We start from the raw sequence: 25257 nt of genomic DNA on the forward strand, positions 1-25257 counted from the left end.
CCCCCCCCCCCCCCCCCCCCCCCCCCCCCCCCCCCCCCCCCCCCCCCCCCCCCCCCCCCCCCCCCCCCCCCCCCCCCCCCCCCCCACCACTCCACCGCAGCCCGTCCCCCTCCAACCGGTCCCCGCCACCTCCAGGAGCCGACCATGCCCCACCCGCCCGCGGCCGACCTCAGCGCCCCCGCCGCAGCGCCCCCACACGTCGCGATCCGGCGGGCCGCACCTGCCGACGCCGCCGTCGTCGCCGCGATGGCCGGCGAGATCGCCGCCCACGAGGACCAGAGCGCACACGTGCACGTCGATGTGGAGAAGTGGCGCCGGATGCTCGACCGCCCCGATGTCATCGTGCTGCTCGCCGAGCGCGCCGGACAGGCCGTCGGCTACGTCTCCGCCCTTCGCCAGCTGCACCTGTGGACCGGCGGCGACGTGCTCAACCTCGACGACCTCTACGTCCGCCCCGGCCACCGCGACGCCGGCGTCGGCCGCCATCTCATGGCCGCCCTCGCCGCTCTTGCCGCGCCCGAACAGCTGCTCATCCGCTGGGGCATGGAGGTCGACAACGCCGACGCCCAGCGCTTCTACCGCCGCCTCGGCGCCACCCTGCGGCCCAAGGTGCTCGCCGCCTGGACTCCCGCCGCCTACCGCCACCTCGCGTCCGCCCGCCCCCAGCCGGAGAACTGATGAGGCTCCACCTGCGCCCCGCCACGGCCGGCGACCTCCCGGCCGCGGCCGCGCTCCTCGCTGACGCCTTCACCGACTACCCCTGGACCCGCTGGACCGTCGCCGCCGACGACCACGACCGACGGCTGACCGCGCTGCAGGAGCTGTACCTCACCGCCGTCGCCCTGCCCTACGGGCACGTCGATCTCGGCTACACCGCCGAGCGCCTGACGACGGTCGCCGTCTGGCTGCCCGGCACCGCCATCCCCGACCAGGTGTGGCGTGAGATCGGGGCGACGGTCGCCGACCTGGCCGGTGACCGCGCGGCCACGGCCGCCGCAGCCGACGCCGTGCTCGGCCCGCACCGGCCCGGCGGCACACATCTCCTGCTGGCCAGCGTCGGCGTGGACAGGAGCCACCAAGGGCGGGGCATGGGAGCCGTCGCCCTCGCACCAGGGCTCACCCGCGCCGATCGATACGGGCTGCCGGTGCACCTGGAGACCAGCGCGGCGCGCAACGTGCGCTTCTACCAGCGCCTCGGCTTCTCCGTCACCACCGCCGTCGACCTGCCGGACGGTGGGCCGCGCACCTGGTTGATGCATCGCGAGCCCCCTGCGGCGGTGGCCGACCCTGCCGACGCCGGGAGTGCGTCCGGAGCAGCGCCCATCCGGTGAACGGCTTCCTGCTCGCACTCATCGTGGCCTGCGAGGTCGGCTTCTGGTGCCTGCTCGGCGCCGGCCTGATGGTCCGCTACCTCCTGCGCCTGCGCCGCACCAGCGCGGTCCTGCTGGCCGGCGCCCCGGTGCTCGACCTGGTCCTGCTCATCGCCTCCTTCCTCGACCTCCGCTCGGGCAGCACAGCCGGCGCCGCGCACGGGCTCGCCGCCGTCTACATCGGCTTCTCCGTGGCGTTCGGGCCGCTCACCCTGCGGTGGGCCGATCAGCGCTTCGCCCACCGCTTCGCAGGCGGCCCGCCACCCGTGCGCCCCCCGGAGTACGGGCAGGCACGCGCTCGCCACGAGTGGAAGCTGTGGGCCCGCGCGCTCGCCGGGTGGGCGGTCGCCTGCAGCCTGCTCGGCCTGGCCGTCCTCGCCGCCGACGATGCCGCGCGCACGGCGCACCTGGCCGGCTGGATCAACGGGCTCACCGCCGGCGTCATCATCTGGGCGCTGGCCTGGCCGCTGCCCTACACCTTCTGGCCGAAGACCCACCGTTCACGATGCCCCACCTCGTGACCGGTGCACGATCGGCCGGTCCACCGGCACCGCCGACCGGTTCACGAGCCACTTCGGGAACGGTCACTGCTTCGTTGACGCATGTGCTGGTCCAGCAGCATCCCGATCAGCAGCGCGAGCGGGTCGCGGCTCAGCAGCTCGTCGGCGGCGGCGTCCTGGGCGATGCGGAGGGTCGGCACACCCGAGATGGTGCCGCAGAGCGATCCCGTGGCAATCACCACCGAGCACCGCGGGCCGTATGGTTCCGCCGGTGGACGATGTGCCTGCCAGAGAGCTCGTTCCAGGTTTTGTGAACGAGCGCTGACTTCCGGCTTCGCTCTACCCCGGTCACCACCACGCCGTCCGCATCCTGGGCGCCGGGCGCCACTTCCCGACATGCATAACGAGCTGGCGCGCGGTAGCGTCGCAACAGTAGTTGAGCATTCAATGAGATACGCCGACTGCTGCCCGTCATGTCCGAACCAACGCGCTACAGGGAGAACCGTGCCCAACATCGCTGTCGTCTACTACTCGTCGACCGGGAACGTCCACCAGCTCGCCGCCGCTGTTGCTGACGGCGCCCGCGAAGCCGGGGCCGAGGTTCGCCTGCGTCGAGTCCCCGAGCTGGCTCCCGAGGAGGCCATCGACTCCAACCCGCTCTGGCGCGCCCACGTGGACACCACCGCCGATCAGGTCGAGGTGGCCACGCCGGCGGACCTCGAGTGGGCCGACGGCTACGCCTTGGGCACGCCGACCCGATTCGGCACCCCTGCAGCCCAGATGAAGCAGTTCATCGACACCCTCGGTGGGCTCTGGTTCACCGGGAAGCTGGCCAACAAGGGCGCCACCGCCTTCACGAGCGCGCAGAACGTCCACGGCGGCCAGGAGTCGACGATCCTGACACTGTTCAACGTGTTCTCCCACTTCGGGGCGGTCATCGTGCCGCCCGGCTACACCGACCCCCTGCTGTTCGAGGCCGGCGGGAACCCCTACGGCGTCTCCAACGCCTCGGGCGGCCAGGCGGCGACCGCCAACCAGGCCGAGCTGGCCGCGGCCCGCTACCAGGGCCGCCGCCTCGCCGAGGTGACCGCCAAGCTCGTCGCCTGACATGGATCACGGTTCCTGGGGCTGCTCCGCGGACTCGCCCCAGGAACCGGCCAGATCCAAGATCCCGGCGCTACCGCCGCAAGGTCGCCAGCGCCTCTCCCGCCCATACGGCACGGAGCGCGAACTCCACCCCGTCACGGGTCACCGGGCGCGTCGGCTGCCGCCCTTCCAGGGGCCACGCGGGTAGCGAGGGACTCTCGCGCCGCGGCCGCTCCGCGGGAAGCCGCGGTCAGAACCGGCCCTCCTCGTCGCGGCGGGCGAACTGCAGTCGACTTCTTCAGCTGCTTCGTCGACGCATGTGCTGGTCCAGCAGCCTCCCGGCCAGCAGGGCGAGGGCGTCCCGGCCGAGCAGCTCGTCGGCGGCGGCGTCCCGGGCGATGCGGAGGGTCGGCACGCTCGCGAATCCAGCCACGGGTCAGGGGGACGCCCTCCTGGCGACCGCGCTCCTCCACGACCGCAGTGCGCCGGAGCGAGACGCCGCCCAGGGCCCGGCCCCGTGACGGCGTGGTGCCGCCGCCCCTAGCCTGGAGCAGATGCAGTGGCCACGGTGGGACAGCTCGGCACGCTGGTGGCTGATGGCTGCGGCCGTCGTCATGGGCGCAGCCGCGGCTGTCGCGGAGCTCTGGTGGACGACCGCCGGCATGGCCGTCCTCGTCGTCGGTCACCTCGCCGCCCTCGTCCGCCAGCGTCGTCGAGAAGCCGGCGAGGATCGCCCGGGCCAGTGAGCCCAGCCGGACGCACCCGCTCTGCGAGCATCGACCCGCAACCGCAGCGCACGTGCCCGGCTCCGCCGCGCAGCACCCGCGCCTCCCCCGGTGCCCTCCACCCCGAGGGGACGCCCCGGTGGGCTCCGCAGGGAGTCGCGGACCGCGAGAGGATCGGGAGATGCCGCGCCGTCCAGCTCTCCGGGCCACCCTGGCGCTGGTGCTGGTCACGACCGTGCTCGCCGTCGCGGGGCTGGTGTGCCACCCGGCCGTGCGCGCGACCGCGAAGGCCGTGTTCGTGCTCGACAGCGCGCTCGACGGGCCGCTCCCCCGGCCGTGGGCGCCACCGGTCGAGCGCAGCGAGCAGCAGTTGGGGGACGTGGTCGTCGACCGCTACTCGCCCGCTGCTGTCGCGCCGCCGGTCCTCGTGGTGCCCGGTGCGGCCCCCGCCGGGCGGGACGACGAGCGTGTCGTGTCCCTGGCCTCGTCGCTCGCCGCCGCGGGGCGGGAGGTGGTGGTCCCCGAGCTGAGCCTCTACGGGCGGGTGCTGGACGTCGACGACCTCGACCGGGTGGTGGAGGTGGCCGCGGAGCTCTGCCGCGGTGGCGATGAGCTGGTGCTCCTCGGGTTCTCCTACGGCGGGTCCCTCGCCCTGGTCGCGGCCGCCGACGAGCGCGTGGCCGGCTGCATCGACCTGGTCGCGACCTTCGGCGCCTACGCCGACCTGGTCGGGGTCCTCCAGGCGGCGGTGACCGGGGTCTCTGTCGTGGACGGTGAGGTGCACCCGTGGCAGGGCTCCGACGAGTCCGTCGTCCGCACGGTGCTCCAAGACGCGGCGACGCAGCTGGTGCCCGAGGATCAACGGGAGCCGCTGCGCCGCGCGCTCGAGCGGCACGATCCGAGCGGTCTGCCCGCCGCCGCGCGCCACGTCTACCGCATGGCGACCACCGACGACCCGATGCTGGTGGTCGACCTCGCCCGGAGCCTCCCGCCGCCCGGGGACGCCCTCGTGGAGACGTTCTCCCCCGTCGACGTCGCCGACGACGTCGAGGCCGACGTGCTGGCCGCACACGCCCTCGACGACCCGGCCGTACCGGTCGCGGAACTCGTGCGCCTCCAGCGGGCCTTCCCCGAGGCGGAGGTGGCGGCTGTTCGTTCCTTCGAGCACGTCGACCTGGCCACGGACGCCGACCTCGGCGCCCTCCTCAGCGATCTGGTGACCGCGTGGGGATTCATGCAGGGCGTGCTGCGGGCGCAGGAGGACTGGCCCTGGGACTAGGGGCTCAGGGCGCGACCTCGTCGACCAGGTCCTCCGCGGCCCTGTGCGTGCGCCGCAGCAGCACCTCGCCGCCGGCCCAGAGCGCCCCGAGGCCCGCGACGATCAGGACCCACGGCGGATCGGGCCACTCGATGATCGACTGCACGTGGCGGTGCAAACCCAGGACCAGGCCGGCGAGGTGCACGAAGGGCAGGAGGAAGAAGGGCTCGTCTCGATCGCCGCTCCATCGGGGTCGTCCGGCGGCAGGGTCGTGACCGGGGTGACATGTCGCGGACGAGGCGACGAGGCAACGCGGTTCCGCCGTCCCTAGCCCGGGGCCGTGCGCAGGATGCGACCGGAGAGGGCGTCCCGCGACTCCCGGGACGGTCTGCACGGGTGGACCGGCGGCGGAGGCTAGTCCGAGACCTCGCGGGCGTCCTCGTCACCGGAGGAGACGAGGAGCCGCTCGGCGAACGCTGCTTCCAGGCTCTCGGTGAGCAGGTAGACCACCCCGCCGAGGAACGGCGCCAGCGCCCAGACGGCGACGTGCGAGAAGAAGGCGCTCAGCAACGCCGCGGCGCCCAGGCCGACGAGCACGGACAGGATGTTGAGACTGGTGCCGAGCGCCAGGGTCTGGGTGGGGTGCTGGGGCATCGGCCGCCGGAAGCCGGCCGAGAGGAGGCCCTCGAGGAGGGTGAAGGACATGACCGCGCCCGCCGCGTAGAGGAAGATGCGCGGCAGGTCGGGCGGCCCCTGCGTCACCTGGCAGACCCCGAAGGTGACGGTGGCGAGGATGGAGAAGCCGAAGGTGGTGCTCTCCCGCCCGACCGTGCTGCGCATTCCCCGGACGACCGTGCTGCCCACGCTCTCCGTGTCCCTGTCCGTCGGCACGACATCCCCCTCGCAGTTCCGGTAGCGGCGTGCTCCGGTAGGCCCGGACCGCTGCGACTGCCCGCCATACCCAGACGCGCCGACCCATGCCTCCGGGGAGCGTCCGCGGCAGCCCCGCTACGGAGATGCGCCCCCACGCTCCTGCGCCGGCCGGGTGCAGCGCAGGCGGGCACCGTGCTGGAACTCGCTCGGCCACGGCCCGCACACGCCCGTGCGAATCACACGCCTGTCCCTCCCGGCCACCTCGGCCCCGCCCCGTTCTGCGGTTACGACGATCACGTGAGCAGTCCTTCGTGCAGGGCACGAAGGACTGCATTCGTCCGGTCGCGTGCGCCCAGCTTGAGCAGGATGGCCGAGACGTGGTTCTTCACCGTGCCCTCCACCAGGAACAGCGCCCCCGCGATCTCCCGGTTGGTACAGCCCTCGGCCATCAGCCGCAGGACCTCCAGCTCGCGGGTGGTCAGCGCCTGGACCGCCGGGGCACCGGCGTCAGCCGGTGGGGCCCCGGAGCGGACGGCCCGCAGCAGCCGATCGGTGATCGATGGGGAGATGAGCGTGCCACCCTCGGCCAGGGTGCGCACCGCATCGGTCAACTGCTCCAGGGTCACGTCCTTGAGCAGGTAGCCCCGCGCCCCGGCTCGGAGGGCTCCGAGCACCAGCGTGTCGTCGTCGAAGGTCGTCAGGACGAGCACAGGGATCTCGATACCGCGCTGGTGCAGCTGCTCCAGCGTCCAGATGCCGTCGTGGCGAGGCATGCGCAGGTCGAGGAGGACGACGTCTGGCGCCGTGGCCGCGATGACCTCCAGTGCCGACTGCCCGTCGTCTGCCTCGCCGACCACCGCCACCTCGGAGAGCTCCAGCAGTGTGCGGATGCCCTGGCGGACGAGGGTCTGGTCGTCCACCACCACGACCCGCGTCACGTCACCGGCGCCCGGGCGGTGACGCGAAAGCCCTCGCTCCCGTCGAAGGTCACGTCACCGCCCAGCGCCTCGAACCGCTCGGCGATCCCACGCAGCCCGTTGCCGGGCGTCGGTTCCCGCGCACCGCGTCCGTCGTCGACAGCGGTCAGGACGGCTCGGGAGCCCTCGGCACGCACCTCGATCCGGAGGGTGCGGGCACCGGCGTGCTTGATCGTGTTGGTCAGGATCTCCTGCACGGCACGGACGAACGCGGCGGTCTCCTCCTCGCCGGCGCGTACATCGCGGTCGACAGCGACGGAGACGTCGAGCCCCGGGATGTCCCGGGCCACCTGACGAAGCGCCTCGGCGAGATCCGGCGACTCGGTCCGCAGCCGGCCCACGGTGCTCCGGACGTCCGCCAGCAGGTCCCGCGCGACCCGGCCCGCTCGGTCGACGTGCTCGCGTGCCTGCTCACCTGGCCGGTGGCGTGCCGCCTCCAGCTCCAGGCTGAGGATGGTGAGCTGGTGCCCGATCAGGTCGTGCAGCTCGCGGGAGATCCGCACCCGTTCGGCCGTGCGCGCCGAGTCCGACAGCAGGACGGCGGCAGCCTGCAGGTCGATGTGCGCCTCGGTCAGCTCCCGCCGCATCCGCTGCTCGCGGATCATGGCCACCGAGCTGAGGACAGCGGCCAACTGGATCAGCAGGTAGAAGCCCGAGACGACGAGCACCTCGGGGGAGGCACCGTCCCGACCGGTGGAGTAGGCGAGAACGGCGGTGTTGAGCCCGACCAGGAGGATGCCGGCACCCAGCGGCGCGACGTGGACGCTCACGGCCGCGGTCACCACGAGGAGGACCGGCAGCAGCCCCACGTGGGGGGCGGCCAGGACGACCGACCAGGAGAGGACGACGGCCGTGGTGAGAGCCCCGTACCTGAGCGCAGCCGGTCGCTCGATGGCCACGGCGGACAGCAGCGTGACGATGAACCCGGCGAACAGCACGATCCACCAGCCACGGGGGATCGATGTCTCGGCGACTCCGAACAGCACCGGCCCGACGACCACGACGGTCACGACGAGCATGGCGAGGCCCGACCACTCCTCGGGTCCGAGTCGTCGCATACGAGGAGCCTAGGGGCCGCTCGAGAGCCGGCCAGGTGCCGGAAGTCATGGTCACAGCTCCTGACCATCGGCACAGGCGACCGGGCGCAGGCCGCACCTAGCGTCGCAGCCATGGGAACTGCAGCTCCGGTGATCGATGCCGAGGACCTGCACAAGCACTACGGCGACAGAGTGGTCGTCGGCGGTGTCACCTTGCGGGTCGACCGGGGTGAGGTGTTCGGCGTCCTCGGGATCAACGGCGCGGGCAAGACGACCCTGGTGGAGATGATCGCCGGGTTGCGCAGGCCCGACCGCGGACGGGTGAGTGTCCTCGGCCTCGACCCGCACCGCGACCGGGCCCAGGTGCGCCAGGTCCTGGGCGTCCAGCTGCAGCAGGCCCACTTGCACCACGCCCTGACGGTCGCCGAACTGCTGGCGCTCTACCGCACCTTCTACCCCCGCCCCCGGCCCGCCGAGGAGCTCCTGGAACTGGTCGGGCTGCGAGAGCACCGCGACGCGCGCTTCGAGAAACTCTCCGGCGGCCAGCAGCAGCGACTGTCCGTCGCCCTCGCGCTCGCCGGTCGCCCGCAGGTCGCGATCCTGGACGAACTCACGACGGGCCTCGACCCGCGGGCCAAGCGGGCGATGTGGCGGACGATCGAGCGCCTCCGCGACGAAGGCGTCACCATCCTGCTGGTCAGCCACGCGATGGAGGAGATCGAACGCCTCTGCGACCGCGTGGCCCTCCTCGAGAGCGGCCGCATCATCGCCGTCGACACACCCGGCGGCCTGGTGACCCGGGCAGGTGCCGACGACCTCGACGACGCGTTCGTCGCCCTGACCGGCAAGGAACTGGAGGACGACGGATGAGCACCGAGGCGACGATGCGGCGTCACCGCCCGGGCCTGACGTCGTGGCTGACCCTGATCACCTGCGAGGCCAAGATGGTCGCGCGCGACACCTCCGGCCTCGTCGTGCCGATCGTCGTGCCGCTGCTGATCCTGGTGATAAACGCTTCGGCGGCCGGCGACGAGGTCGTGACCAACGGGCGCACCGTCTTCGACGTCTTCGTCCTGCCACTGGTGTTCACGATCGTCGTCGCGACCATCGGGATCATCAACCTGCCGAGCTTCCTGGCCTACTACCGTCGCACCGGGATCCTGCGGCGCCTCGCGGTCACCCCGGCTTCGCCGGTCATGGTGCTCGCTGCACAGGTCGCCGTGGGCGTGTTCCAGGCAGTCATCGGCATCGCACTCGCGCTCGCACTCGCGGTGGGCGTGCTCGACGCCAACCTCCCGGTGCGTCTCGGCGTCGCCACGGGCGTGCTCCTGCTGGCGATGGCCGCGATGTACGCCGTCGGCATGATCGTCGCGGCGACGGCGCCGACACCCAACTCCGCGGTCGCGATCGGACTCGTCACCTTCTTCGCCCTCGGCGCCCTCGGGGGGTTGTTGGGCGGCCGCGACTCCCTGCCGGACGCCCTCGCCCTCCTCGGCGAACGGCTCCCCTTCGGAGCAGCCGTGCAAGCCCTGTCCTCGGCCTGGGCCGGCGTCGCGGTCGACCCCGTCCATCTGCTGAGCCTGGGCGCGACGACGGTCGTAGGCGTAGTCCTCGCCGCTGCGCTCTTCCGCTGGGACTGACGCGGAGGCGCCTGGCCGCCTCCGACCAGCCGGCGCGGACGGGCACGCCTGGCACTGGTCGGCTCGGGGATGCCCGCGAGACGGTCCTCAGCGGGGGTGGCTGTGCGGCCGCGCGCCCTCGGGCGCGGCCCGCCGTTCGACGTAGGCCTGGATGGCCACGAAGGCGGTGACCACGAGGCCGGCGCCGATGGCGAGGGCGAACATCGGCAGCCCGCCGTCGTCCGGTGCCAGCAGGGTCCGCTCCTCGTCCTGCCACGGCCACAGCGCGCGCAGGCACCCCACCATGAGGCCGCTCATGATCGCCAGGGTCAGGGCGCGGTGCCGGTGGAGGGCTGCCTGCAGGGCCTTCACGAACATCCCCAGCCCGAGCGCCGCGCCCAGGGCGAAGGCGCCCACGTAAGCGAGATCGCGGTCGTTCACCGCGGTCAGGGTGGGCTGGTAGAGGCCCAGTGTCAGCAGGAGGAAGGAACCTGACAGCCCGGGCAGCACCAGCGCGCAGATCGCCACCGCCGCGGCGACGACGACCACCGCCAGGGGTGGGTCCACGTCACCTGCGGGCGGCAGGCCGGTGAGCACGAACGCCGCGACGGCGGCCAGCACCGCTGCGGCGGCGTCGCGCGAGGACCAGCGCCCCACCATCCGGGCCGGCACGATGATCGAGAACAGCACCATCCCGAAGAAGACCGCGCGGGCGCCCACGGGGTGGTCGGTGATCACCGGCTCCAGGAGGCGGGCGGCGGCGAGGACGGCGAAGAGCATGCCGACGAGCACCGGGACGATGGTCGACCACTCCGCTCGGCCCACCTGCTCCCGGGCTCGCGCCCACTGGCCCGTCACGGCCAGCCGCAACGCGGTCACGACGTGCCCGGCACCGTCGATGAGCCGCTCGTAGACCCCCACGACGAGGGCGACCGTTCCCCCGCTGACCCCCGGCACGACCTCCGCGGCGCCCATGGCCACGCCGCGGAGGACGTGACCGGGGGCGGGAGGCAGGCGCGACGGCCGCTCGGGTGGGGCAGAACTCTCGTTCACTGGTGGGCGCACCAGGACGAAGTTACCGCCGACACCCTGGCGCGATGTGGTCGTCGACCGGTGCGCCGCGAAGGCGTCGTGTGACGGAGCTGCCCGCCCGGTCCCACCGTTCCCGGCTGGCGCGATCGAGGCCCTCCCGTTGAGGTGGTCATCGGCGTCGACAGTGGCGCCCTGACACCTCCGGAGGTCACCCGCGTGAACCAGACCCAGTTCCTCTGGGACGGCTGGGACCCGATCCTGCGCATCCTCCTGGTCGGCACCCTCGGCTACATCTGGCTGGTGCTGCTGCTGCGCGGCACCGGCCCCCGCAACATGGCCAAGATGACGCCGTTCGACTTCGTCATCACCGTGACGCTCGGCTCGGCGTTCGGCCGGGTGCTCACCGCCTCGCAGGTGCCGTTGTCGGAGGCGTTCGTGACGTTCGCGCTCCTCGTCGCGCTGCAGTGGCTGTTCGCCGCGGGGCGGGCGCGGTGGTCTGCCCTCAGGCGGCTGGTGGACCCCGGCCCGACGCTGCTGTTCCACGACGGGCAGCCGGTGGACCGCGCGCTGCGCCGGCACCGCATGATCGAGGCGGACCTGCACTCGGCGGCGCGGGAGAAGGGGTTCGGTTCACTGGACGACGTCGCGGCGGTGATCCTGCAGGCCGATGGCACGCTCGCCGTGGTCGGCGCGGGCAAGATGGGCGACGGCGCTTCGGTGCTCCCCTTCACCTCGACCGGGAGGTGACGACGACGGCGGCGCGCCGCCCAGGGTCGGCACCGGCCGTCGTCGTGGCCATGATCAGCTTCTCCCGGTCGGTGTGCCGCGACCGATCCGGCAGCACCATCGGCGCCGCGGCTGTGGCGGGGCTGTGCGCCGGCCCCGCCCTCCATGCGGGTCCGCAGGTCCCCGCCCGTCGCCGGCGGGGGCGCGGGAGAATGCCGAGGTGCGAGCGGTGGTGAGCCGGGTGAGTACAGCGGCTGTAACTGTGGACGGCGGAGTCGTGGGCGAGATCGGCCCCGGCTTGCTGTCACTGGTCGGAGTGGGCCGGGACGACGACGCGGACCGGGCACGGGCGATGGCGCGCAAGATCCACGAGCTGCGCATCTTCCCGGGGCCTGACGGCGCGGTGTCCGCGTCCGACCTCGGGCTGCCGCTCCTCGTCGTCAGCCAGTTCACGCTCTACGCCGACACGCGCAAGGGCCGCCGCCCGTCCTGGCAGGACGCCGCCCCGGGCGAGCTCGCCGAACCCCTCGTCGACGAGGTCGTGGCCGAACTGCGCCGCCGCGGCGCGACCGTGGCCACCGGGGTCTTCGGTGCCAGCATGCGGGTCTCGTCGGTCAACGAGGGGCCGATGACCCTCCTCCTGGAGGTCTGACCTGCGGAACCGCCCGGGGTCAAATGACATGACTGGGACCCCGCGGCCCCGGGTACCGAGGGGTGACCGAAGACACTCCCTGTCGGTTTGCTGTGAACGGCGGGTTAGCGGAACACGAACCCCCGTGGCGGCCGTTGTGCAGGGCGTACCACACCGGACAGAGAAGAGCGGGACCGGCCGGTGACCCCGTAGCCGTGGACCCGCTCCACGCCTGGACCGCACCGCCGCCCGACGACGCCCGGCAGGTGCATCCGAACCCAAGGCAAGGACGAAGACCCATCGTGACGCTGCTGCAGTCCTCCCCCACCGACACCCTGGACGTGCGCACCCCCCGGCGGGAGCCCGACACCAGCGGCCTGGTCTCCACCGACCTCGTGCGCGTCTACCTCAACACGATCGGCAAGACCGCTCTGCTCACCGCGGAGCAGGAGGTGGAGCTGGCCAAGCGGATCGAGGCCGGGCTCTACGCCGAGCGCCTGCTCGCCGAGCAGGAGGGCCTCACCCCGGCCCGCAAGCGCGACTACAAGATCCTGGCGACCGACGGCAAGGCGGCCAAGGCGCACCTGCTGGAGGCGAACCTCCGGCTCGTCGTCTCGGTGGCCAAGCGCTACACCGGCCACGGCATGACGTTCCTGGACCTCATCCAGGAGGGCAACGTCGGCCTGATCCGTGCCGTCGAGAAGTTCGACTACACCAAGGGCTTCAAGTTCTCCACCTACGCCACCTGGTGGATCCGGCAGGCGATCACCCGCGCCATGGCCGACTCCGGGCGCACGATCCGGCTGCCCGTCCACCTGGCCGAGCAGGTCAACAAGGTGGTCCGGACCCGCCGGCGCATGCACCAGGAGCTGGAGCGCGAGCCCACCGCCGAGGAGCTGGGGCTGGAGCTCGATCTGCCCGAGGAGCGGATCACCGAGCTGCTCGAGTACAGCCGCGACCTGGTCAGCCTCGACCAGACCGTCGGCGCCGACGAGGAGTCCCGCCTGGGTGACTTCATCGAGGACGCCGACGCCGCCGTCGCGGAGGATGCCGTGGCCTTCCAGATGATGAAGGGCGATGTGCGCACCGTGCTCTCCACGCTGGAGGACCGCGAGCGGGACGTCGTCGTGCTGCGCTTCGGCCTCGACGGCGGCCAGCCCCGGACGCTGGAGCAGATCGGCAAGCAGTTCGGTCTCTCCCGCGAGCGGGTGCGCCAGATCGAGCGCGAGACGATGGCCAAGCTGCGCGACCCGCAGCGCGCCGACGCCCTGCGCGACTATCTCGCCTGAGCGATGACACCGTCGTCCTCCGGACGACACCACGGCCACGAGCCGTCCCCCGGCTGCGCTGAGCGTGTCCACGGACGTCCTGCCGGGAGCCTCCGGCCCCGCGCCAGGACGCCGTTGCGCGCAGAGCGGCTCACCTCGACGAGGTGACTGCCGGGCACGAGAGCCCGTCCCCGACTCCGGGGGCGGGCTCTCGGCGTCTCAGACCGGCGAGCGCATCCTCCTGGGCCCGGGGTCGACCCGGGCGGTGGGCGGACCGATGCGGGCGGTGCCGCCGGCCACCACGAGCGACCGGCCACCGTGCCACGGGTTCTTCGGACCCACGATGACCGGCTCCAGCTGCAGGTGCAGCACCTCGGGCAGGTCGTCGGCGAGGCGGGCCACCCGCAGCAGCAGGTCTTCCAGCGCCTCCACGTCGACCGGCTCCGCACCCCGGTAGCCGTCGAGCAAGGGCCAGGCGCGCGGCGCGCGGACGAGCTCGGCTGCGTCCAGGTCGGTCAGCGGCAGCGTTCGGTACGCCCGGTCGCCGAGCAGGTCGGTGGCCACGCCCCCGACGCCGAAGCTGACGAGCGCCCCGAACGACGGGTCGTCGACGATCTCGACCACGGTGGCGACACCGGGGGCGGCCATCTGCTGGACGATCACCGGATCGCCCGCCGGGATCGCGGCGTAACCGGCGCGGACGGCGTCGGCGTCGACGAGGTCGAGGCGCACCCCGCCGAGGTCGGACCGGTGCCGCAACCACGGCGCTGTGGACTTCAGGACGACGGGGTAGCCGATCTCGTCCGCGGCGGCGACGGCGTCCTCCGCGCTGGTCACCGTCCGCGTCGCGAGGACCGGGACGCCGTAGGCCCCGAGCAGCTCGATCAGCTCGTGGTCGACCAGCTCGCGCCCGCCGGCGCCCTCGGCCAGGACGCGGCGGACCAGGCCGCGGGCGGCGGCCTCGTCGACGTCGGGCAGGTCGGGCACCTCGCCGACCGGGCGGCGGCGCCATCGGCCGTACTCCACCACCTTGGCCAGCGCGATGACCGCCCGCTCGGGCGTGCTGTACGACGGCACCGAGCCGCGGGCGGGCATCCCGTGCTCGTCGAGCACCGCGAGCTCGGGCGGGATGCCCTCGGCGGAGAGGAAGCTGGCCACGATCGGCTTGCCCGACCCGGCCGAGACCTCACGCAGCGCCGGACCGTACTCGGTCGACCCGGCCATCAGCGGCGGCAGGAACACCGCGATCACCGCGTCGACGCCCTCGTCGTCGACGGCGGCCTGCAGCGCGGCCCGGAACTCCTCGGGGCTGCCGGCGACCCCGATGTCCACCGGCGCGTCGTGCGCCAGCTCCATCCCCTCCTCGAGGACGGCGTCGGCGACGAGCACCCCGATGGCGGTCGAGTTGCCCACGACCGCGACCCGGGTCCCGGCCGGCACGGGCTGGTGGGCCAGCAGCGTGCCGACGTCGAACAGCTGCGCGACGGTCTCCACGCGGATCACCCCCGCCGAGGCGAACAGCGCCGCCACCGACTGCTCGGGCACCGCCACCGACGTGCCCGCGAGGCCCGGGGTGACCCCGACGTGCCGGCCGCTCTTCACCGCGACGACCGGCTTGGTGCGCCCGACGGTGCGGGCCAGCCGGGCGAACTTGCGGGGGTTCCCGAAGCTCTCCAGGTGCAGCAGCACCACCTCGGTGCCGGGGTCGGTGGACCAGTACTGCAGCAGGTCGTTGCCGCTGACGTCGGCGCGGTTGCCGGCGGAGACGAAGGTGGACAGCCCGATGCCCCGGCTGCGGGCCCGCTCGAGCAGCGCGACGCCGAGCGCGCCGGACTGGGCGAAGAACCCGACCCGGCCACGGCCGGGCACCATCGGCGCGAGGCTGGCGTTGAGCCGCACCTCCGGGTCGGTGTTGACCACGCCCAGGCAGTTGGGCCCGACCACCCGCATGCCCGACGCGCGGGCCGCGGCGACCAGCCGGCGTTCGGCCTCACGCCCCTCCGGCCCGGCCTCCCCGAAGCCGCCGGAGATCACGACCAGGCCGCGGACCCGCTTCCGGCGGCAGGCCTCCACCACGCCGGCGACCTCGTCGGCGGGCACGGCCAGGATCGCCAGGTCGAGGTCGTCGGGGATGGACTCGATGTCGGCGTACGCCGGGACGCCGCGCACGTGCCGGGCGCCGGGGTTGACCGGGTAGACCGGCCCGGCGAACCCGTAGTCCAGCAGGTGCCGGAGCACCGCGTTGCCGATCTTGCCGGCGTCGTTGCTGGCGCCGACCACGGCCACCGAGGACGGCGTCAGCAGCCGGGCGATCGACCGCGACTCGCTGCGCTGCTCGCGCTCGTAGGCGACCGCGAGCGCGTCCTCCGTCTGCTCGATGGGGAAGGTCAGGTGGACGACGCCGTCCTCGTACGAGCGCTCGGCCTTGTACCCGGCGTCGCGGAAGACCCGCACCATCTTGCTGTTCTGCGCCAGCACCTCGGCGACGAAGCGCTTGATGCCCCGCTCCCGGCCGGCGGCGGCGAGGTGCTCGAGCAGCACCGAGCCCAGCCCCCGCCCCTGGTGGGCGTCCTCGACCAGGAAGGCCACCTCGGCGTCGTCGGTGCCGGGGTACCGGTCGTAGCGGCCGACGGCGACGACCTGGTCGCCCAGCAGCACGACGAAGGCGACCCGGTTGTCGTGGTCGACGTGGGTGAACCGATGCAGGTCGCGCTCGGACAGCCGCTTCATCGGCCCGAAGAACCGGTAGTAGCGGGTCTGGTCGCTGCTGCGCTCCATCAGCCCGTTGAGGCCGGCGGCGTCCTCGGGGCAGATCGGCCGCAGGTGCACCGTGCCGCCGTCGGCGGCGACGATGTCGGCCTCCCAGTGCGGCGGCGGCGTCGGGTTCTGCTGCTGCTCGTCGGGCGGCCCCTCTCCAGGGGCCCGCTGCGAGCCTGCGAGCGGTGGGGGGGAGAGGGGTCCTTGTTCAGTCACGGGGGTCGTCCGGGTCGAGGCCGAAGTAGGGGAAGCTGGCACGACGGGTGCGCATGATCGCCCGGTCGACCCGGGACTCGGTGAAGGTGTCCCACCGGGAGAAGCCGGTGTACCCGCCCTCGGTCATGTGCGTGGGCGGTCGGGCGCGCAGGCCGCGGCGCAGCACGTCCTCGCGCCACGGCTCGGGGATCTCCGTGGCCGGGTCCAGCGTCGCGCCACCGGCCTCGGCGATCAGGTGGGTCCACGCTCGGGGCACGCAGCGCACCAGGCCGTACCCACCGCCACCGAGGGCGACCCAGCGCCCGTCGCAGATCTCGTGGGCCAGTTCGTGCATGGCCTTGTAGCTGGCGCGCTGCCCGTCGACGGTGAGCGCGAGGTCGGCCAGCGGGTCCTCGTGGTGGGCGTCGCACCCGCACTGGGTCACGATGATCTGCGGCGCGAAGGCCTTGAGCACGCTGGGCACGACGGCGGTGAACGCCCGCAGCCAGGACGAGTCGTCCGTGCCGTTGGGCAGCGCGAGGTTGACGGCGCTGCCCAGGGCCTTGCCGGGGTCGCCGGTCTCCTCCGGGAAACCGGTGCCCGGGAACAGCGTCAGCGGCGTCTGGTGGATGCTCACGGTGAGCACCCGGGGGTCCTCGTAGAACGCGGCCTGGACCCCGTCACCGTGGTGGACGTCGAGGTCGACGTAGGCGATCCGCTCGTACCCCTGGCCGAGCAGCCAGGCGATGGCGATGGCGGCGTCGTTGAAGATGCAGAAACCCGAGGCGGCCCCCCGCATCGCGTGGTGCAGGCCGCCGGAGATGTTCACCGCGTGCTGTGCGGCGCCGCTGTGCACCTGCTGGGCGGCGAGCACGCTGCCCCCGGTGATCAGCGCCGCGGCCTCGTACATCTCCGGGAAGATCGGGTTGTCCGGGGTGCCCAGACCGTGGCCGACGCCGGGATCGGCCGGCGCCTGGCGCACCGCCTCCAGGTACAGCGGGTCGTGGACCAGGGTGAGCAGGTCCTCGCCGGCCGGTTCCGGTGCGAGCACCCGCAGCCGGTCGCTGGACAGCAGGCCGAGGCCGTCGGCCAACCGCATCGTCAGGTCCAGCCGCACCGGGTGCAGCGGGTGGTCGCCTCCCATCGTGTAGCCGAGCAGCGCGTCGTCCCAGACGACGGCGACCGAGTCGCTCACGGCACCTCCCCTCCGGCGCGCCCGGCCGGGCGCGGCGGCTCGGTCGCCGACGCTACCGGGTCCCGTGGTGACCGGTACCTCGGCGAGACCGCTCGCCGGGGGGCCGGTGACCGCCCTCCGGCCCCGTAGACTGGACGCCGACACGGAGGAGACCTGTGAACGACCTCATCGACACGACCGAGATGTACCTCCGGACGATCTTCGAGCTGGAGGAAGAGGGCATCGTCCCGCTCCGGGCCCGCATCGCCGAGCGCCTGCACCAGAGCGGTCCGACGGTGAGCCAGACGGTCGCCCGGATGGAGCGCGACGGCCTCCTGACCGTCGAGGGCGACCGGCACCTGCAGCTCTCCGAGGAGGGCCGCCAGCTGGCCACCGCGGTCATGCGCAAGCACCGGCTCGCGGAGTGCCTGCTCGTGGACGTGATCGGCCTGGACTACGCCGACGTCCACGAGGAGGCCTGCCGCTGGGAGCACGTGATGAGCGAGGCGGTCGAGCGCCGTCTGCTGTCCCTGCTCGGCAACCCCACCGTGTCGCCGTTCGGCAACCCGATCCCCGGGCTGGAGGCCCTGCGCGGCGACGAACCGCTGGGCGGTGAGACCTCCGCGGTCCTCGACTCCCTGACGCTGCTGTCGACCACCGCCTCGGCAGAGGGCCGGCCGGTGGTGATCCGCCGGATCAGCGAGCAGCTGCAGGAGAACGCCGAGCTGCTGCGTGCGCTGGCCGACCACGGGGTGCGCCCGGGCGTCACGATGACGGCCCAGCTGGTCGACGGATCGGTGAGCCTGGACGGGTACGTGCTGCCCGCCGGTGTCGCCCAGCACATGTTCGTGAGCGCCGTCGACGAGGAGCTGACCCCGCTCGAGGCCGCGCCGCGCCTCTGAGCCGACCGGATGCAGGAGGTGGGCGTGGACGAGCACGCGGCGACGGCTCCCCGGGCCGCCGAGGTGTTCCTCGCGCGGCTGCTGCCCCGGCCCGGCGGGGCGCTGCTGCACCGCCTGCGGGTGGCCGGGGCGTTCGCCTCCGGGCTCCTGTGGGGCCTGCTGCCCGCGCCGTCGGTGCATGACGTCGTGGTGACCCGACGGGACGACGGCAGGGAGGTGCTGCGCTTCCCGGCCGGTGACCCGTTCGCGGCCGGGGACATGCTGCGGGCGGTGGACACGGAGCTGGCGACGCTGGGCCCGGAGGAGTTCCTCCAGGCCTGGGACGTGCGCTGACGCACAGCGGGGCGCTGCCCGGCTCACTACGGTGAGGCGGTCCCCCGCTGCCGTGCGAGAGAAGGCCCTGGTGAGCTCGTCCGCTCCGGCACCCGCAGACACCTCCCCCGAGCCGGCACCCACGCCGTTCCACCGGCTGGCCGATTTCACCGCGTTGCCGCGGATCGGCGCCCTGGCGCTCTCTCCGGACGGGACCCGGCTGGCGGTCTCGCTGCAGACGCTGGACCGCGAGGGCAAGAAGTGGCAGTCGGCGGTGTGGGAGCTCGACCCGCGGGGTGCGCGGCCCGCCCGGCGGCTCACCCGCAGCGCACCGGGCGAATCCGCCCCCGCCTGGGCGCCGGACGGCTCGCTGCTGTTCACCTCGGCCCGGCCCGACCCCGGCGCGGAGCCGGCGGCCGAGCCGAAGCCGTCGCTGTGGCGCCTCCCCGCCGAGGGAGGCGAGGCCCGGCCGGTGCTGGGACGCCCGGGGGGCATCGGCTCCTTCGTCGTCGCCGCCGGCAGCGGGGACGTCGTGGTCGTCTCCGCCACCATGCCCGGCGGCTCCGACCCGGATGCCGACGAGGAGCGGCGCAAGGCCCGGAGCGAGGCCGGGGTCTCGGCGATCCTGCACGAGGCGTACCCGGTGCGGTACTGGGATCACGACCTCGGACCGGCGGCTCCGCACCTGTTCTGGGCCGGGCAGCTCCCGACCGAGGAGCAGCCGGCCGGCAACCCGCCGGTGGAGCTGCGCGACCTGACCCCGGACGCGTCCCCGCCCAACGGGTCGGGCGACGACATCGCGCTCTCCCCCGACGGCCGCCTGCTGGCCCGGGCCGAGGAGGTGCCCGACGGGCCGGCCGGCCGGCGCACCCGGCTGGTGCTCACCGACACCGGCTCCGGCGACACGCGGGTGCTGGTGGACGACCCGCTGGCCGACGTCCACTCCGCGGCCTTCTCCCCGGACGGCGCCCGCCTGGTCTGCGTACGGGAGGCGATGTCCTCCTACGCCGAGCCGCCGGACTACACGTTGCTCCTGGTCGAGGTCGCCGACGGCTCCGCCCGGGAGCTGACCCCCGACTTCGACCGCTGGCCGAGCGCACCGCAGTTCGCCGCCGACGGCACCGCCGTCCACTTCCTCGCCGACGAGGACGGCCGGCACGCGATCTTCTGCGTACCCGTCGACGGCGGGGAGCCGGTGCGGCTCACCGCCGACGGCGCCTACAGCCACCTGCAGGTCGCCCGGGACGGCAGCGCGCTGTACGCACTGCGGTCCGCGTACGACTCGCCGCCGCTGCCGGTCCGCCTGGACCCGACGGCCCCGATGCAGGACCCGGAGCCGCTGCCGAGCCCGGCGGCGATCGACCGGCTGCCCGGCAGCCTGCACGAGGTGGAGGCGACCGCGGCCGACGGCACCCGCGTGCAGTCGTGGCTGGTGCTACCCGACGGGGCCTCGGCGGAGGCACCGGCCCCGCTGGTGCTCTGGATCCACGGCGGCCCGCTGATGAGCTGGAACTCGTGGTCCTGGCGCTGGTGCCCGTGGGTGCTGGCGGCCCAGGGCTACGCGGTCCTCCTGCCCAACCCGGCGCTGTCCCAGGGCTTCGGCCAGGACTTCGTGCGCCGGGGCTGGGGCGAGTGGGGCGACACCCCCTACACCGACCTGATGGCGGCGGTGGACGCCGCGGAGCAGCGACCCGACGTCGACGCCGCACGGACGGCGGCGATGGGCGGCTCCTTCGGCGGCTACATGGCCAACTGGATCGCCACCCGGACCGACCGGTTCCGGGCGATCGTCACCCACGCCAGCCTGTGGAACCTCGAGCAGTTCACCGGCACCACCGACGCCGCGTACTACTGGGAGAAGGAGTGGGGTGACCCGTTCACCGAACCGCGGCGGTACGAGCAGAACTCCCCGCACCGCTACGTGGACCAGATCCGCACCCCGATGCTGGTCATCCACGGCGACAGGGACTACCGGGTGCCGATCGGTGAGGCACTGGCGCTCTGGTACGGCCTGCAGAAGCGCGGCGTCCCCTCGAAGTTCCTCTACTTCCCCGACGAGAACCACTGGGTGCTGACGCCGGGGAACAGCCGCCTCTGGTATGAGACCGTGCTCGCCTTCCTGGCCGAGCACGTGCGTGGCGAGCAGTGGCGGCGGCCCGAGCTGCTCTGAGGACCGGCGCACGGCTCACCCCGGCTGGCGGCTGCCGCCGTCGGTGCCAGCCCGCGCCAGCAGGTCGCGCAGCCCCGCCGGCGGCAGGCAGGCATCCAGGGCCTGGCGGAGCAGATGGGCCAGGCTGTACCCGGGATCGCCGTCCAGGGCCCGGTCGAGGGCGATGCCGGCCATCGCCCCGTCGCCGCGCAACCAGGCGCTGACCGCCAGCAGGGTGGCCGGGGCCGCGTCGAGCGGCGCGGGCAACCGCCGGGCGCACTCGGTCCAGAGCACCTCCGCCGCTGCGGCGTCGGCGCCGAGCGCCAGCTGCAGGGCGCGGTCGCGCACCTGCACGTCGCGCAGCGCCCAGGCCAGACCGGCCAGCTCGTCACCACCGAGCGGTCCCTCGCCGGACGGGCCCGGCCGGTACCGCGCGACCGCCCGCCGGACCGCGGCCCACGACTCCTCGGCCAGCGCCGCCCACCCCACCTCCCGGAGCCGGGCCGAGCGCTCCTCGGCGGCGCGGAGACAGGCGGCCCGCATGCCCCCACCCGGCCCGGGCGGCGAGGTGAGGCGCTCGGCCAGCGCCGCCCGGTCGGGGGCCACCACCTGCCCGGTGCTGATCGCGGCGGCCGCCAGCGCACTGACCCCGCCGGGCAGGGGCGTCCCCGCCGACGGTGCGCAGCAGGGGTGCGGGCAGTCGTAGGACCACCAGCGCCCGCGCCGGACGAGCAGCGCGTCGCGCGGGGCGATGCCGGTGGCTGCCAGGGCCAGGACGAGTTCGTGCACCAGCGTCCGGTGCGGCAGGACGCCGGCCGGCCCCTCCTCCGCGCCGCCCTGACCGGTGTCGTCGGGCGCCTCGGAGACCACCACGACCAGCGCGGCCGCGGGCCGGTCGCTGTGCAGGCTGTCGACCAGCAGCCGCGCGATCCCCGCGCCGTCGCCCGACGGGGGGAGGTCGCCCCGGACCGTGAGCCCGACCCGCCCGCCCGACGGGCCGCCCAGGCCGATCAGCACGATCGACTCGGCCGGGTGGAAGCCCAGCAGGTGCGGTAGCGCAGCGGCCACCTCCCCGGGGTCGGAGAGCCGGATCTCCAGCTGGTCGGCGGGTTGCTGCGCGGTGGGCACGTCCATGCGGGCGACCCTGCTCGCGCCCGGGCCGCGGCGAGCGGCCCCGGGTCGTTCTGTGGACGGCGACCGCTCCTGTGGACGCCTCAGCCCACCGGAGCGGGCAGGGCGCAACCGCCCGCGGAGCACGCCGTCCCGCCGCGGGTCCGGGACGACTCCGGGTGGGGGGCCTGGCGGAGCTCGTGCCCTGCCCACAGGGGCGGGCAGGGCACGAGCTCCGAGGCCGCTACCCGTGTCGCCCCCTCCCCCGGGACAGGGCAACCCCCGGGACGGCCCGGAGCGCCGGGCCGTCGTGGCATGGCCGGCGTGGCCGGCGGCCGGCTCAGCCCAGCGCGTCGGCCTGCGTCTCGTAGGCCTGCTGGAGCAGCTCGGCGAAGGGTGCCGGGTCGGCCGGTGTGGCGCCGGCGAGCCCGGTGTCCAGGGACACCAGGAGGAGCAGCCGGTCGTCGTCCTCCACCGCCCCGATCAGCGTCGGCACGGTCACCCGAGAACCGTCGGGGGCGGTGATCGCGGTCGTGTAGCGCACGAGGGCCGAGCCGTCACCCAGGTCGGCCACCGGGAGGTTCTCGAAGGAGACCGCCGCCTCACCGATCTGCGGGGAGGCGAGCTGCGCCTCGGGGCAGCGCTCGGCGGCGTCGGCCATCTGCGCGACGGCGCCGTCCAGCGGTCCGCCGCGCACCAGCATCTGCACCGTCGTCGCCGATCCGGTGGTCGCGCTCTGCGCGGCGACGTCCTCGAACGCCGCCAGATCGGGCTGGGTGCCGTCCACGGCGGCCCGGCAGCTGTCCGGGGTGATCTGCACGTCCGGCGCGGCGGCCGCGATGCCCGCGCCCAGGCGCAGCTGCTCCGGCGACACCGCCACCACGGTGGCGTCGGGACCGAAGGCGTCGGCGGGCAGCAGCCCAGAGGCCAGATCGGGCGCCTCCGTCGCCTGCGCGGCGGAGGCCTCCGCCGCCGAGGAGGCGGCCGCGGCGGTGCGGTCCGAGGCGTCCCCGCCACCGCAGCCGGTCAGCAGCACGACGGCGGCCGCCCCGGCCAGCAGGGCGCCGGGACGACGGTGCCGGCCGGGGAGGCGCTGTGCGGAGGTCATGGCGAAGACGCTAGTCGGCGGGCACCGCACCGCCCCTCAGATCCGGTGCTGGATCGCCGTCCGCGAGGCCAGGATGGGCCGCACGTGGTCGGCGATGACCGCCAGGTGCACGGGGTCCTGCGCGTAGTGGCGGAAGGCCTCGACATCGGGGAACTCGGCGATCAGCACGGTGTCGGCGTTGCCGTCGACCAGGCCCGCGTCGTCGGCGACCACCAGCGACGTCATCCCGCCGACCGTGCGCCGCAGCCCGCGCAGCGCCTCGATGGTCTGCGCCCGCCGCTCGGCGTCGGCATCCGGGGACCAGGTGAAGAGCACGACGTGACGGATCATGCGGGAACTGTGCCAGGCCCGGCGTCGACCGGCCGGGTGGTCCGGCTACCGGCTGGTAGCCGTCGCCCGGTGCGCGATCGTTAGAGTCCGGTCCATGGGACGGTCGTTGCGCATTGCACTGCTGTCCTACCGCAGCAAGCCGCACGGCGGCGGCCAGGGCGTCTACGTCCGGGCGCTCTCCCGCGAGTTGCGCGAGCTCGGTCACCGTGTCGAGGTGCTCAGCGGTCAGCCCTACCCCGAGCTCGACCAGGGCGTGCCGCTCACCCGCGTGCCGAGCCTGGACCTCTACCGGGAGCCCGATCCCTTCCGCACCCCGCGCCCGTCGGAGATCCGCGACTGGGTCGACGTGGCGGAGTGGGCCACGATGTGCACCGCCGGCTTCCCCGAGCCGCTGACGTTCAGCCTGCGCGCCGCCCGCCACCTGCTGCCCCGGCGGGACGAGTTCGACGTGGTGCACGACAACCAGTCGCTGGGCTACGGCCTCCTCCGGCTGGTGCGGGCCGGCGTGCCCACGGTGGCGACGGTGCACCACCCGATCGCCATCGACCGCGACCTCGAGCTGGCCGCGGCCCCGACGCTGCGCCGCAAGCTCACCCTGCGGCGGTGGTACGCCTTCACCCGCATGCAGGCGCGGGTGGTCCAGCGGCTGGATGCCGTCACCACGGTGTCGGAGAACTCCCGCCGTGACATCGCCGCCCGCATGGGGCTGGCGCCGGAGCGGATGAGCGTCATCCCGGTGGGGATCGACCCCGACCAGTTCACCCCGCCGCCGGCCGGGCAGCCCCGTGAGCCCGACTCGATCCTCGCGGTCACCAGCGCCGACGTGCCGCTCAAGGGGCTGGTGCACCTGCTGGAGGCGCTGGCGAAGCTGCGCACGGAGCGACCCGTGCGGCTCACCGTCGTGGGCTCCGCCCGGCCCGGCGGTCCCGCCGAGGCGGCGCTGGACCGGCTGGGGCTGCGCGACGCCGTCCGCTTCACCGGCCCGGTGCCCGAGGCGGAGCTGACCCAGCTGTTCCAGCGGGCGAGCGTCGTGGCGATCCCCTCCCTCTACGAGGGGTTCTCGCTGCCTGCCGTGGAGGCCATGGCGTGCGCGACCCCGCTGGTGACCACCGACGCCGGTGCGCTGCCCGAGGTGGTCGGCACGAAGGCGGGGCTGCGGGTGCGCGCCGGTGACGTCGGCGAGCTGACCGCCGCCCTGCAGCTGGTGCTCGACTCCCCCTCGCTGGCCGAGCAGCTGGGGCGCGCCGGCCGCCGGCGGGTCCTGGACACCTACACCTGGCGGGCCACGGCCGCGCGCACCGCCGAGTGGTACGCCGAGACGCTGGACCGGAAGGGAACCCCGTGCTGACCGTCGACTACGACCGGCTCGACCTGCGCCCGGGGATGACCGTCCTCGACCTGGGCTGCGGCGAGGGGCGGCACGCCTTCGAGGCCTACCGCCGCGGCGCGCGCGTGGTCGCCGTCGACTGGGGCCGGCACGAGGTCGAGACGACGAAGCGCTGGCTCGGCGCGATCGCCGAGGCCGGCGAGGCCCCGGCCGGTGCGCGCTTCGAGGTGGTGCGCGGCGACCTGCTGCACCTGCCCTTCCCCGACGCGAGCGTCGACCGGGTGATGGCCTCGGAGGTGCTCGAGCACATCCCGGACGACGCCGCGGCGATGGCCGAGATCGTGCGCGTCCTCAAGCCCGGTGGCCGGGTGGCGGTGACCGTGCCGCGCTACGGCCCCGAGCGGGTGTGCTGGGCGCTGTCGGACGAGTACCACGCCAACGAGGGCGGCCACATCCGCATCTACCGCGGCGAGGTGCTGCGCGCCCGCCTGGCCACCGCCGGCCTGGTCCCGGGGGCGAGCCACCACGCGCACGCCCTCCACGCCCCGTACTGGTGGCTCAAGTGCGCCGTCGGTGTCGAGAAGGACACCGCCGCGGTCCGGGCCTACCACCGGCTGCTGGTCTGGGACCTCACCACGCGTCCCTGGCTCACCCGGGCGCTGGAGCGCGTCCTCGACCCGCTGATCGGCAAGAGCTTCGTCGTCTACGCCGACAAGCCGGCCGGGGCCGGCGCGGCCGCGGCGGCCGGGCTGGACCTGGAGCGGTCCGCTGCGGCCCGCTGACCGGGGCGG

General features: G+C 74.0%; 27 protein-coding genes. 16 read left to right on the forward strand and 11 right to left on the reverse strand.

Annotated features, from left to right (window positions below; all coding sequences use genetic code 11):
- Nucleotides 1–144 precede the first annotated feature (144 nt).
- The 3 genes from ACI8AP_RS19145 to ACI8AP_RS19155 are packed head-to-tail and all read left to right on the forward strand — an operon-like array spanning nucleotide 145 to nucleotide 1891.
- Nucleotides 145–678 carry a GNAT family N-acetyltransferase gene (locus ACI8AP_RS19145; RefSeq protein WP_456590959.1) on the forward strand — a complete coding sequence of 178 codons (534 nt, stop codon included), beginning with the start codon at nucleotides 145–147 and terminating at the stop codon, nucleotides 676–678.
- Nucleotides 678–1331, forward strand: a complete 654-nt coding sequence (locus tag ACI8AP_RS19150) for a GNAT family N-acetyltransferase (protein ID WP_456590960.1) — start codon at nucleotides 678–680, stop codon at nucleotides 1329–1331. Before ACI8AP_RS19145 ends, ACI8AP_RS19150 begins: the two co-directional genes overlap by 1 nt.
- Nucleotides 1328–1891, forward strand: coding sequence for a hypothetical protein (locus ACI8AP_RS19155; protein ID WP_456590961.1), 564 nt, complete (start codon nucleotides 1328–1330; stop codon nucleotides 1889–1891). Before ACI8AP_RS19150 ends, ACI8AP_RS19155 begins: the two co-directional genes overlap by 4 nt.
- Nucleotides 1892–1932: 41 nt before the next feature.
- Here the strand turns inward: ACI8AP_RS19155 and ACI8AP_RS19160 are convergent, their stop codons facing one another.
- Entirely contained in the window at nucleotides 1933–2070 is a 138-nt protein-coding gene (locus tag ACI8AP_RS19160) for a hypothetical protein (RefSeq protein WP_456590962.1), read from the reverse strand.
- Between the two features lie 304 nt (nucleotides 2071–2374).
- On the opposite strand from ACI8AP_RS19160, the gene wrbA reads away from it, so the two are divergent.
- The 3 genes from wrbA to ACI8AP_RS19175 all read left to right on the forward strand — a co-directional run bounded on the left by wrbA (nucleotide 2375) and on the right by ACI8AP_RS19175 (nucleotide 4960).
- Nucleotides 2375–2977 carry an NAD(P)H:quinone oxidoreductase gene (wrbA, locus tag ACI8AP_RS19165; RefSeq protein ID WP_456568071.1) on the forward strand — a complete coding sequence of 201 codons (603 nt, stop codon included), beginning with the start codon at nucleotides 2375–2377 and terminating at the stop codon, nucleotides 2975–2977.
- A gap of 533 nt (nucleotides 2978–3510) precedes the next feature.
- Nucleotides 3511–3702 (forward strand): hypothetical protein, encoded by a 192-nt coding sequence (locus tag ACI8AP_RS19170; RefSeq protein WP_456590963.1) that lies wholly within the window; start codon nucleotides 3511–3513, stop codon nucleotides 3700–3702.
- Nucleotides 3703–3862: 160 nt separating this feature from the next.
- Nucleotides 3863–4960, forward strand: coding sequence for a hypothetical protein (locus ACI8AP_RS19175; RefSeq protein ID WP_456590964.1), 1098 nt, complete (start codon nucleotides 3863–3865; stop codon nucleotides 4958–4960).
- Nucleotides 4961–4964: 4 nt separating this feature from the next.
- On the opposite strand, the gene ACI8AP_RS19180 is transcribed toward ACI8AP_RS19175, so the two are convergent.
- The 4 genes from ACI8AP_RS19180 to ACI8AP_RS19195 form a co-directional block, all read right to left on the reverse strand.
- On the reverse strand, nucleotides 4965–5144 hold the full coding sequence (locus ACI8AP_RS19180) for a hypothetical protein (protein WP_456590965.1): 180 nt from the start codon (nucleotides 5142–5144) through the stop codon (nucleotides 4965–4967).
- A 209-nt stretch (nucleotides 5145–5353) separates the two neighbouring features.
- Complete coding sequence (locus ACI8AP_RS19185) at nucleotides 5354–5779, reverse strand: hypothetical protein (RefSeq protein ID WP_456590966.1); 426 nt, start codon at nucleotides 5777–5779, stop codon at nucleotides 5354–5356.
- Between the two features lie 326 nt (nucleotides 5780–6105).
- Entirely contained in the window at nucleotides 6106–6750 is a 645-nt protein-coding gene (locus tag ACI8AP_RS19190; protein ID WP_456590967.1) for a response regulator, read from the reverse strand.
- Nucleotides 6747–7847, reverse strand: a complete 1101-nt coding sequence (locus tag ACI8AP_RS19195; RefSeq protein WP_456590968.1) for a sensor histidine kinase — start codon at nucleotides 7845–7847, stop codon at nucleotides 6747–6749. The genes ACI8AP_RS19190 and ACI8AP_RS19195 overlap by 4 nt, the downstream gene beginning before the upstream one ends.
- A gap of 111 nt (nucleotides 7848–7958) precedes the next feature.
- On the opposite strand from ACI8AP_RS19195, the gene ACI8AP_RS19200 reads away from it, so the two are divergent.
- Nucleotides 7959–8696, forward strand: a complete 738-nt coding sequence (locus ACI8AP_RS19200; protein ID WP_456590969.1) for an ABC transporter ATP-binding protein — start codon at nucleotides 7959–7961, stop codon at nucleotides 8694–8696.
- Complete coding sequence (locus ACI8AP_RS19205) at nucleotides 8693–9466, forward strand: ABC transporter permease (RefSeq protein WP_456590970.1); 774 nt, start codon at nucleotides 8693–8695, stop codon at nucleotides 9464–9466. The genes ACI8AP_RS19200 and ACI8AP_RS19205 overlap by 4 nt, the downstream gene beginning before the upstream one ends.
- An 87-nt stretch (nucleotides 9467–9553) precedes the next feature.
- Here the strand turns inward: ACI8AP_RS19205 and ACI8AP_RS19210 are convergent, their stop codons facing one another.
- Nucleotides 9554–10420, reverse strand: coding sequence for a DUF368 domain-containing protein (locus tag ACI8AP_RS19210; RefSeq protein ID WP_456591011.1), 867 nt, complete (start codon nucleotides 10418–10420; stop codon nucleotides 9554–9556).
- A gap of 273 nt (nucleotides 10421–10693) precedes the next feature.
- On the opposite strand from ACI8AP_RS19210, the gene ACI8AP_RS19215 reads away from it, so the two are divergent.
- The 3 genes from ACI8AP_RS19215 to sigB all read left to right on the forward strand — a co-directional run bounded on the left by ACI8AP_RS19215 (nucleotide 10694) and on the right by sigB (nucleotide 13123).
- Nucleotides 10694–11224, forward strand: coding sequence for a DUF421 domain-containing protein (locus ACI8AP_RS19215; RefSeq protein WP_456590971.1), 531 nt, complete (start codon nucleotides 10694–10696; stop codon nucleotides 11222–11224).
- 211 nt (nucleotides 11225–11435) lie between these two features.
- Nucleotides 11436–11855: a D-aminoacyl-tRNA deacylase gene (gene dtd / locus ACI8AP_RS19220; RefSeq protein ID WP_456590972.1), complete on the forward strand. Its 420-nt coding sequence runs from the start codon at nucleotides 11436–11438 to the stop codon at nucleotides 11853–11855.
- 281 nt (nucleotides 11856–12136) lie between these two features.
- A complete protein-coding gene (sigB, locus tag ACI8AP_RS19225; RefSeq protein ID WP_456590973.1) occupies nucleotides 12137–13123 on the forward strand; it encodes an RNA polymerase sigma factor SigB in 987 nt (328 codons plus the stop codon).
- 198 nt (nucleotides 13124–13321) lie between these two features.
- Here the strand turns inward: sigB and ACI8AP_RS19230 are convergent, their stop codons facing one another.
- Together ACI8AP_RS19230 and ACI8AP_RS19235 are read right to left on the reverse strand one after the other, a co-directional pair.
- The gene (locus ACI8AP_RS19230) at nucleotides 13322–16075 is read right to left on the reverse strand and encodes a bifunctional acetate--CoA ligase family protein/GNAT family N-acetyltransferase (RefSeq protein WP_456590974.1); all 2754 of its coding nucleotides are present in this window, start codon (nucleotides 16073–16075) and stop codon (nucleotides 13322–13324) included.
- Nucleotides 16068–17249, reverse strand: a complete 1182-nt coding sequence (locus ACI8AP_RS19235) for an acetoin utilization protein AcuC (protein WP_456590975.1) — start codon at nucleotides 17247–17249, stop codon at nucleotides 16068–16070. The genes ACI8AP_RS19230 and ACI8AP_RS19235 overlap by 8 nt, the downstream gene beginning before the upstream one ends.
- Nucleotides 17250–17404: 155 nt before the next feature.
- Between ACI8AP_RS19235 and ACI8AP_RS19240 the strand changes: the two genes are divergently transcribed.
- The 3 genes from ACI8AP_RS19240 to ACI8AP_RS19250 all read left to right on the forward strand — a co-directional run bounded on the left by ACI8AP_RS19240 (nucleotide 17405) and on the right by ACI8AP_RS19250 (nucleotide 20612).
- Nucleotides 17405–18130, forward strand: coding sequence for a metal-dependent transcriptional regulator (locus ACI8AP_RS19240; RefSeq protein WP_456590976.1), 726 nt, complete (start codon nucleotides 17405–17407; stop codon nucleotides 18128–18130).
- 24 nt (nucleotides 18131–18154) lie between these two features.
- The gene (locus ACI8AP_RS19245; protein ID WP_456590977.1) at nucleotides 18155–18463 is read left to right on the forward strand and encodes a hypothetical protein; all 309 of its coding nucleotides are present in this window, start codon (nucleotides 18155–18157) and stop codon (nucleotides 18461–18463) included.
- 70 nt (nucleotides 18464–18533) lie between these two features.
- Nucleotides 18534–20612 carry a S9 family peptidase gene (locus tag ACI8AP_RS19250; protein ID WP_456590978.1) on the forward strand — a complete coding sequence of 693 codons (2079 nt, stop codon included), beginning with the start codon at nucleotides 18534–18536 and terminating at the stop codon, nucleotides 20610–20612.
- A gap of 15 nt (nucleotides 20613–20627) precedes the next feature.
- On the opposite strand, the gene ACI8AP_RS19255 is transcribed toward ACI8AP_RS19250, so the two are convergent.
- The 3 genes from ACI8AP_RS19255 to ACI8AP_RS19265 form a co-directional block, all read right to left on the reverse strand.
- The gene (locus ACI8AP_RS19255) at nucleotides 20628–21725 is read right to left on the reverse strand and encodes a DUF4192 domain-containing protein (RefSeq protein ID WP_456590979.1); all 1098 of its coding nucleotides are present in this window, start codon (nucleotides 21723–21725) and stop codon (nucleotides 20628–20630) included.
- A 316-nt stretch (nucleotides 21726–22041) separates the two neighbouring features.
- Nucleotides 22042–22809 (reverse strand): hypothetical protein, encoded by a 768-nt coding sequence (locus ACI8AP_RS19260; RefSeq protein ID WP_456590980.1) that lies wholly within the window; start codon nucleotides 22807–22809, stop codon nucleotides 22042–22044.
- A gap of 36 nt (nucleotides 22810–22845) precedes the next feature.
- Nucleotides 22846–23139 (reverse strand): Dabb family protein, encoded by a 294-nt coding sequence (locus ACI8AP_RS19265; RefSeq protein ID WP_456590981.1) that lies wholly within the window; start codon nucleotides 23137–23139, stop codon nucleotides 22846–22848.
- 94 nt (nucleotides 23140–23233) lie between these two features.
- On the opposite strand from ACI8AP_RS19265, the gene ACI8AP_RS19270 reads away from it, so the two are divergent.
- Both ACI8AP_RS19270 and ACI8AP_RS19275 read left to right on the forward strand, forming a co-directional pair.
- Nucleotides 23234–24487 carry a glycosyltransferase family 4 protein gene (locus tag ACI8AP_RS19270; RefSeq protein WP_456590982.1) on the forward strand — a complete coding sequence of 418 codons (1254 nt, stop codon included), beginning with the start codon at nucleotides 23234–23236 and terminating at the stop codon, nucleotides 24485–24487.
- Nucleotides 24481–25248, forward strand: a complete 768-nt coding sequence (locus ACI8AP_RS19275; RefSeq protein ID WP_456590983.1) for a class I SAM-dependent methyltransferase — start codon at nucleotides 24481–24483, stop codon at nucleotides 25246–25248. The genes ACI8AP_RS19270 and ACI8AP_RS19275 overlap by 7 nt, the downstream gene beginning before the upstream one ends.
- Nucleotides 25249–25257: the final 9 nt, after the last annotated feature.

The sequence above is a fragment of the Blastococcus sp. SYSU DS1021 genome (genome assembly GCF_054050995.1).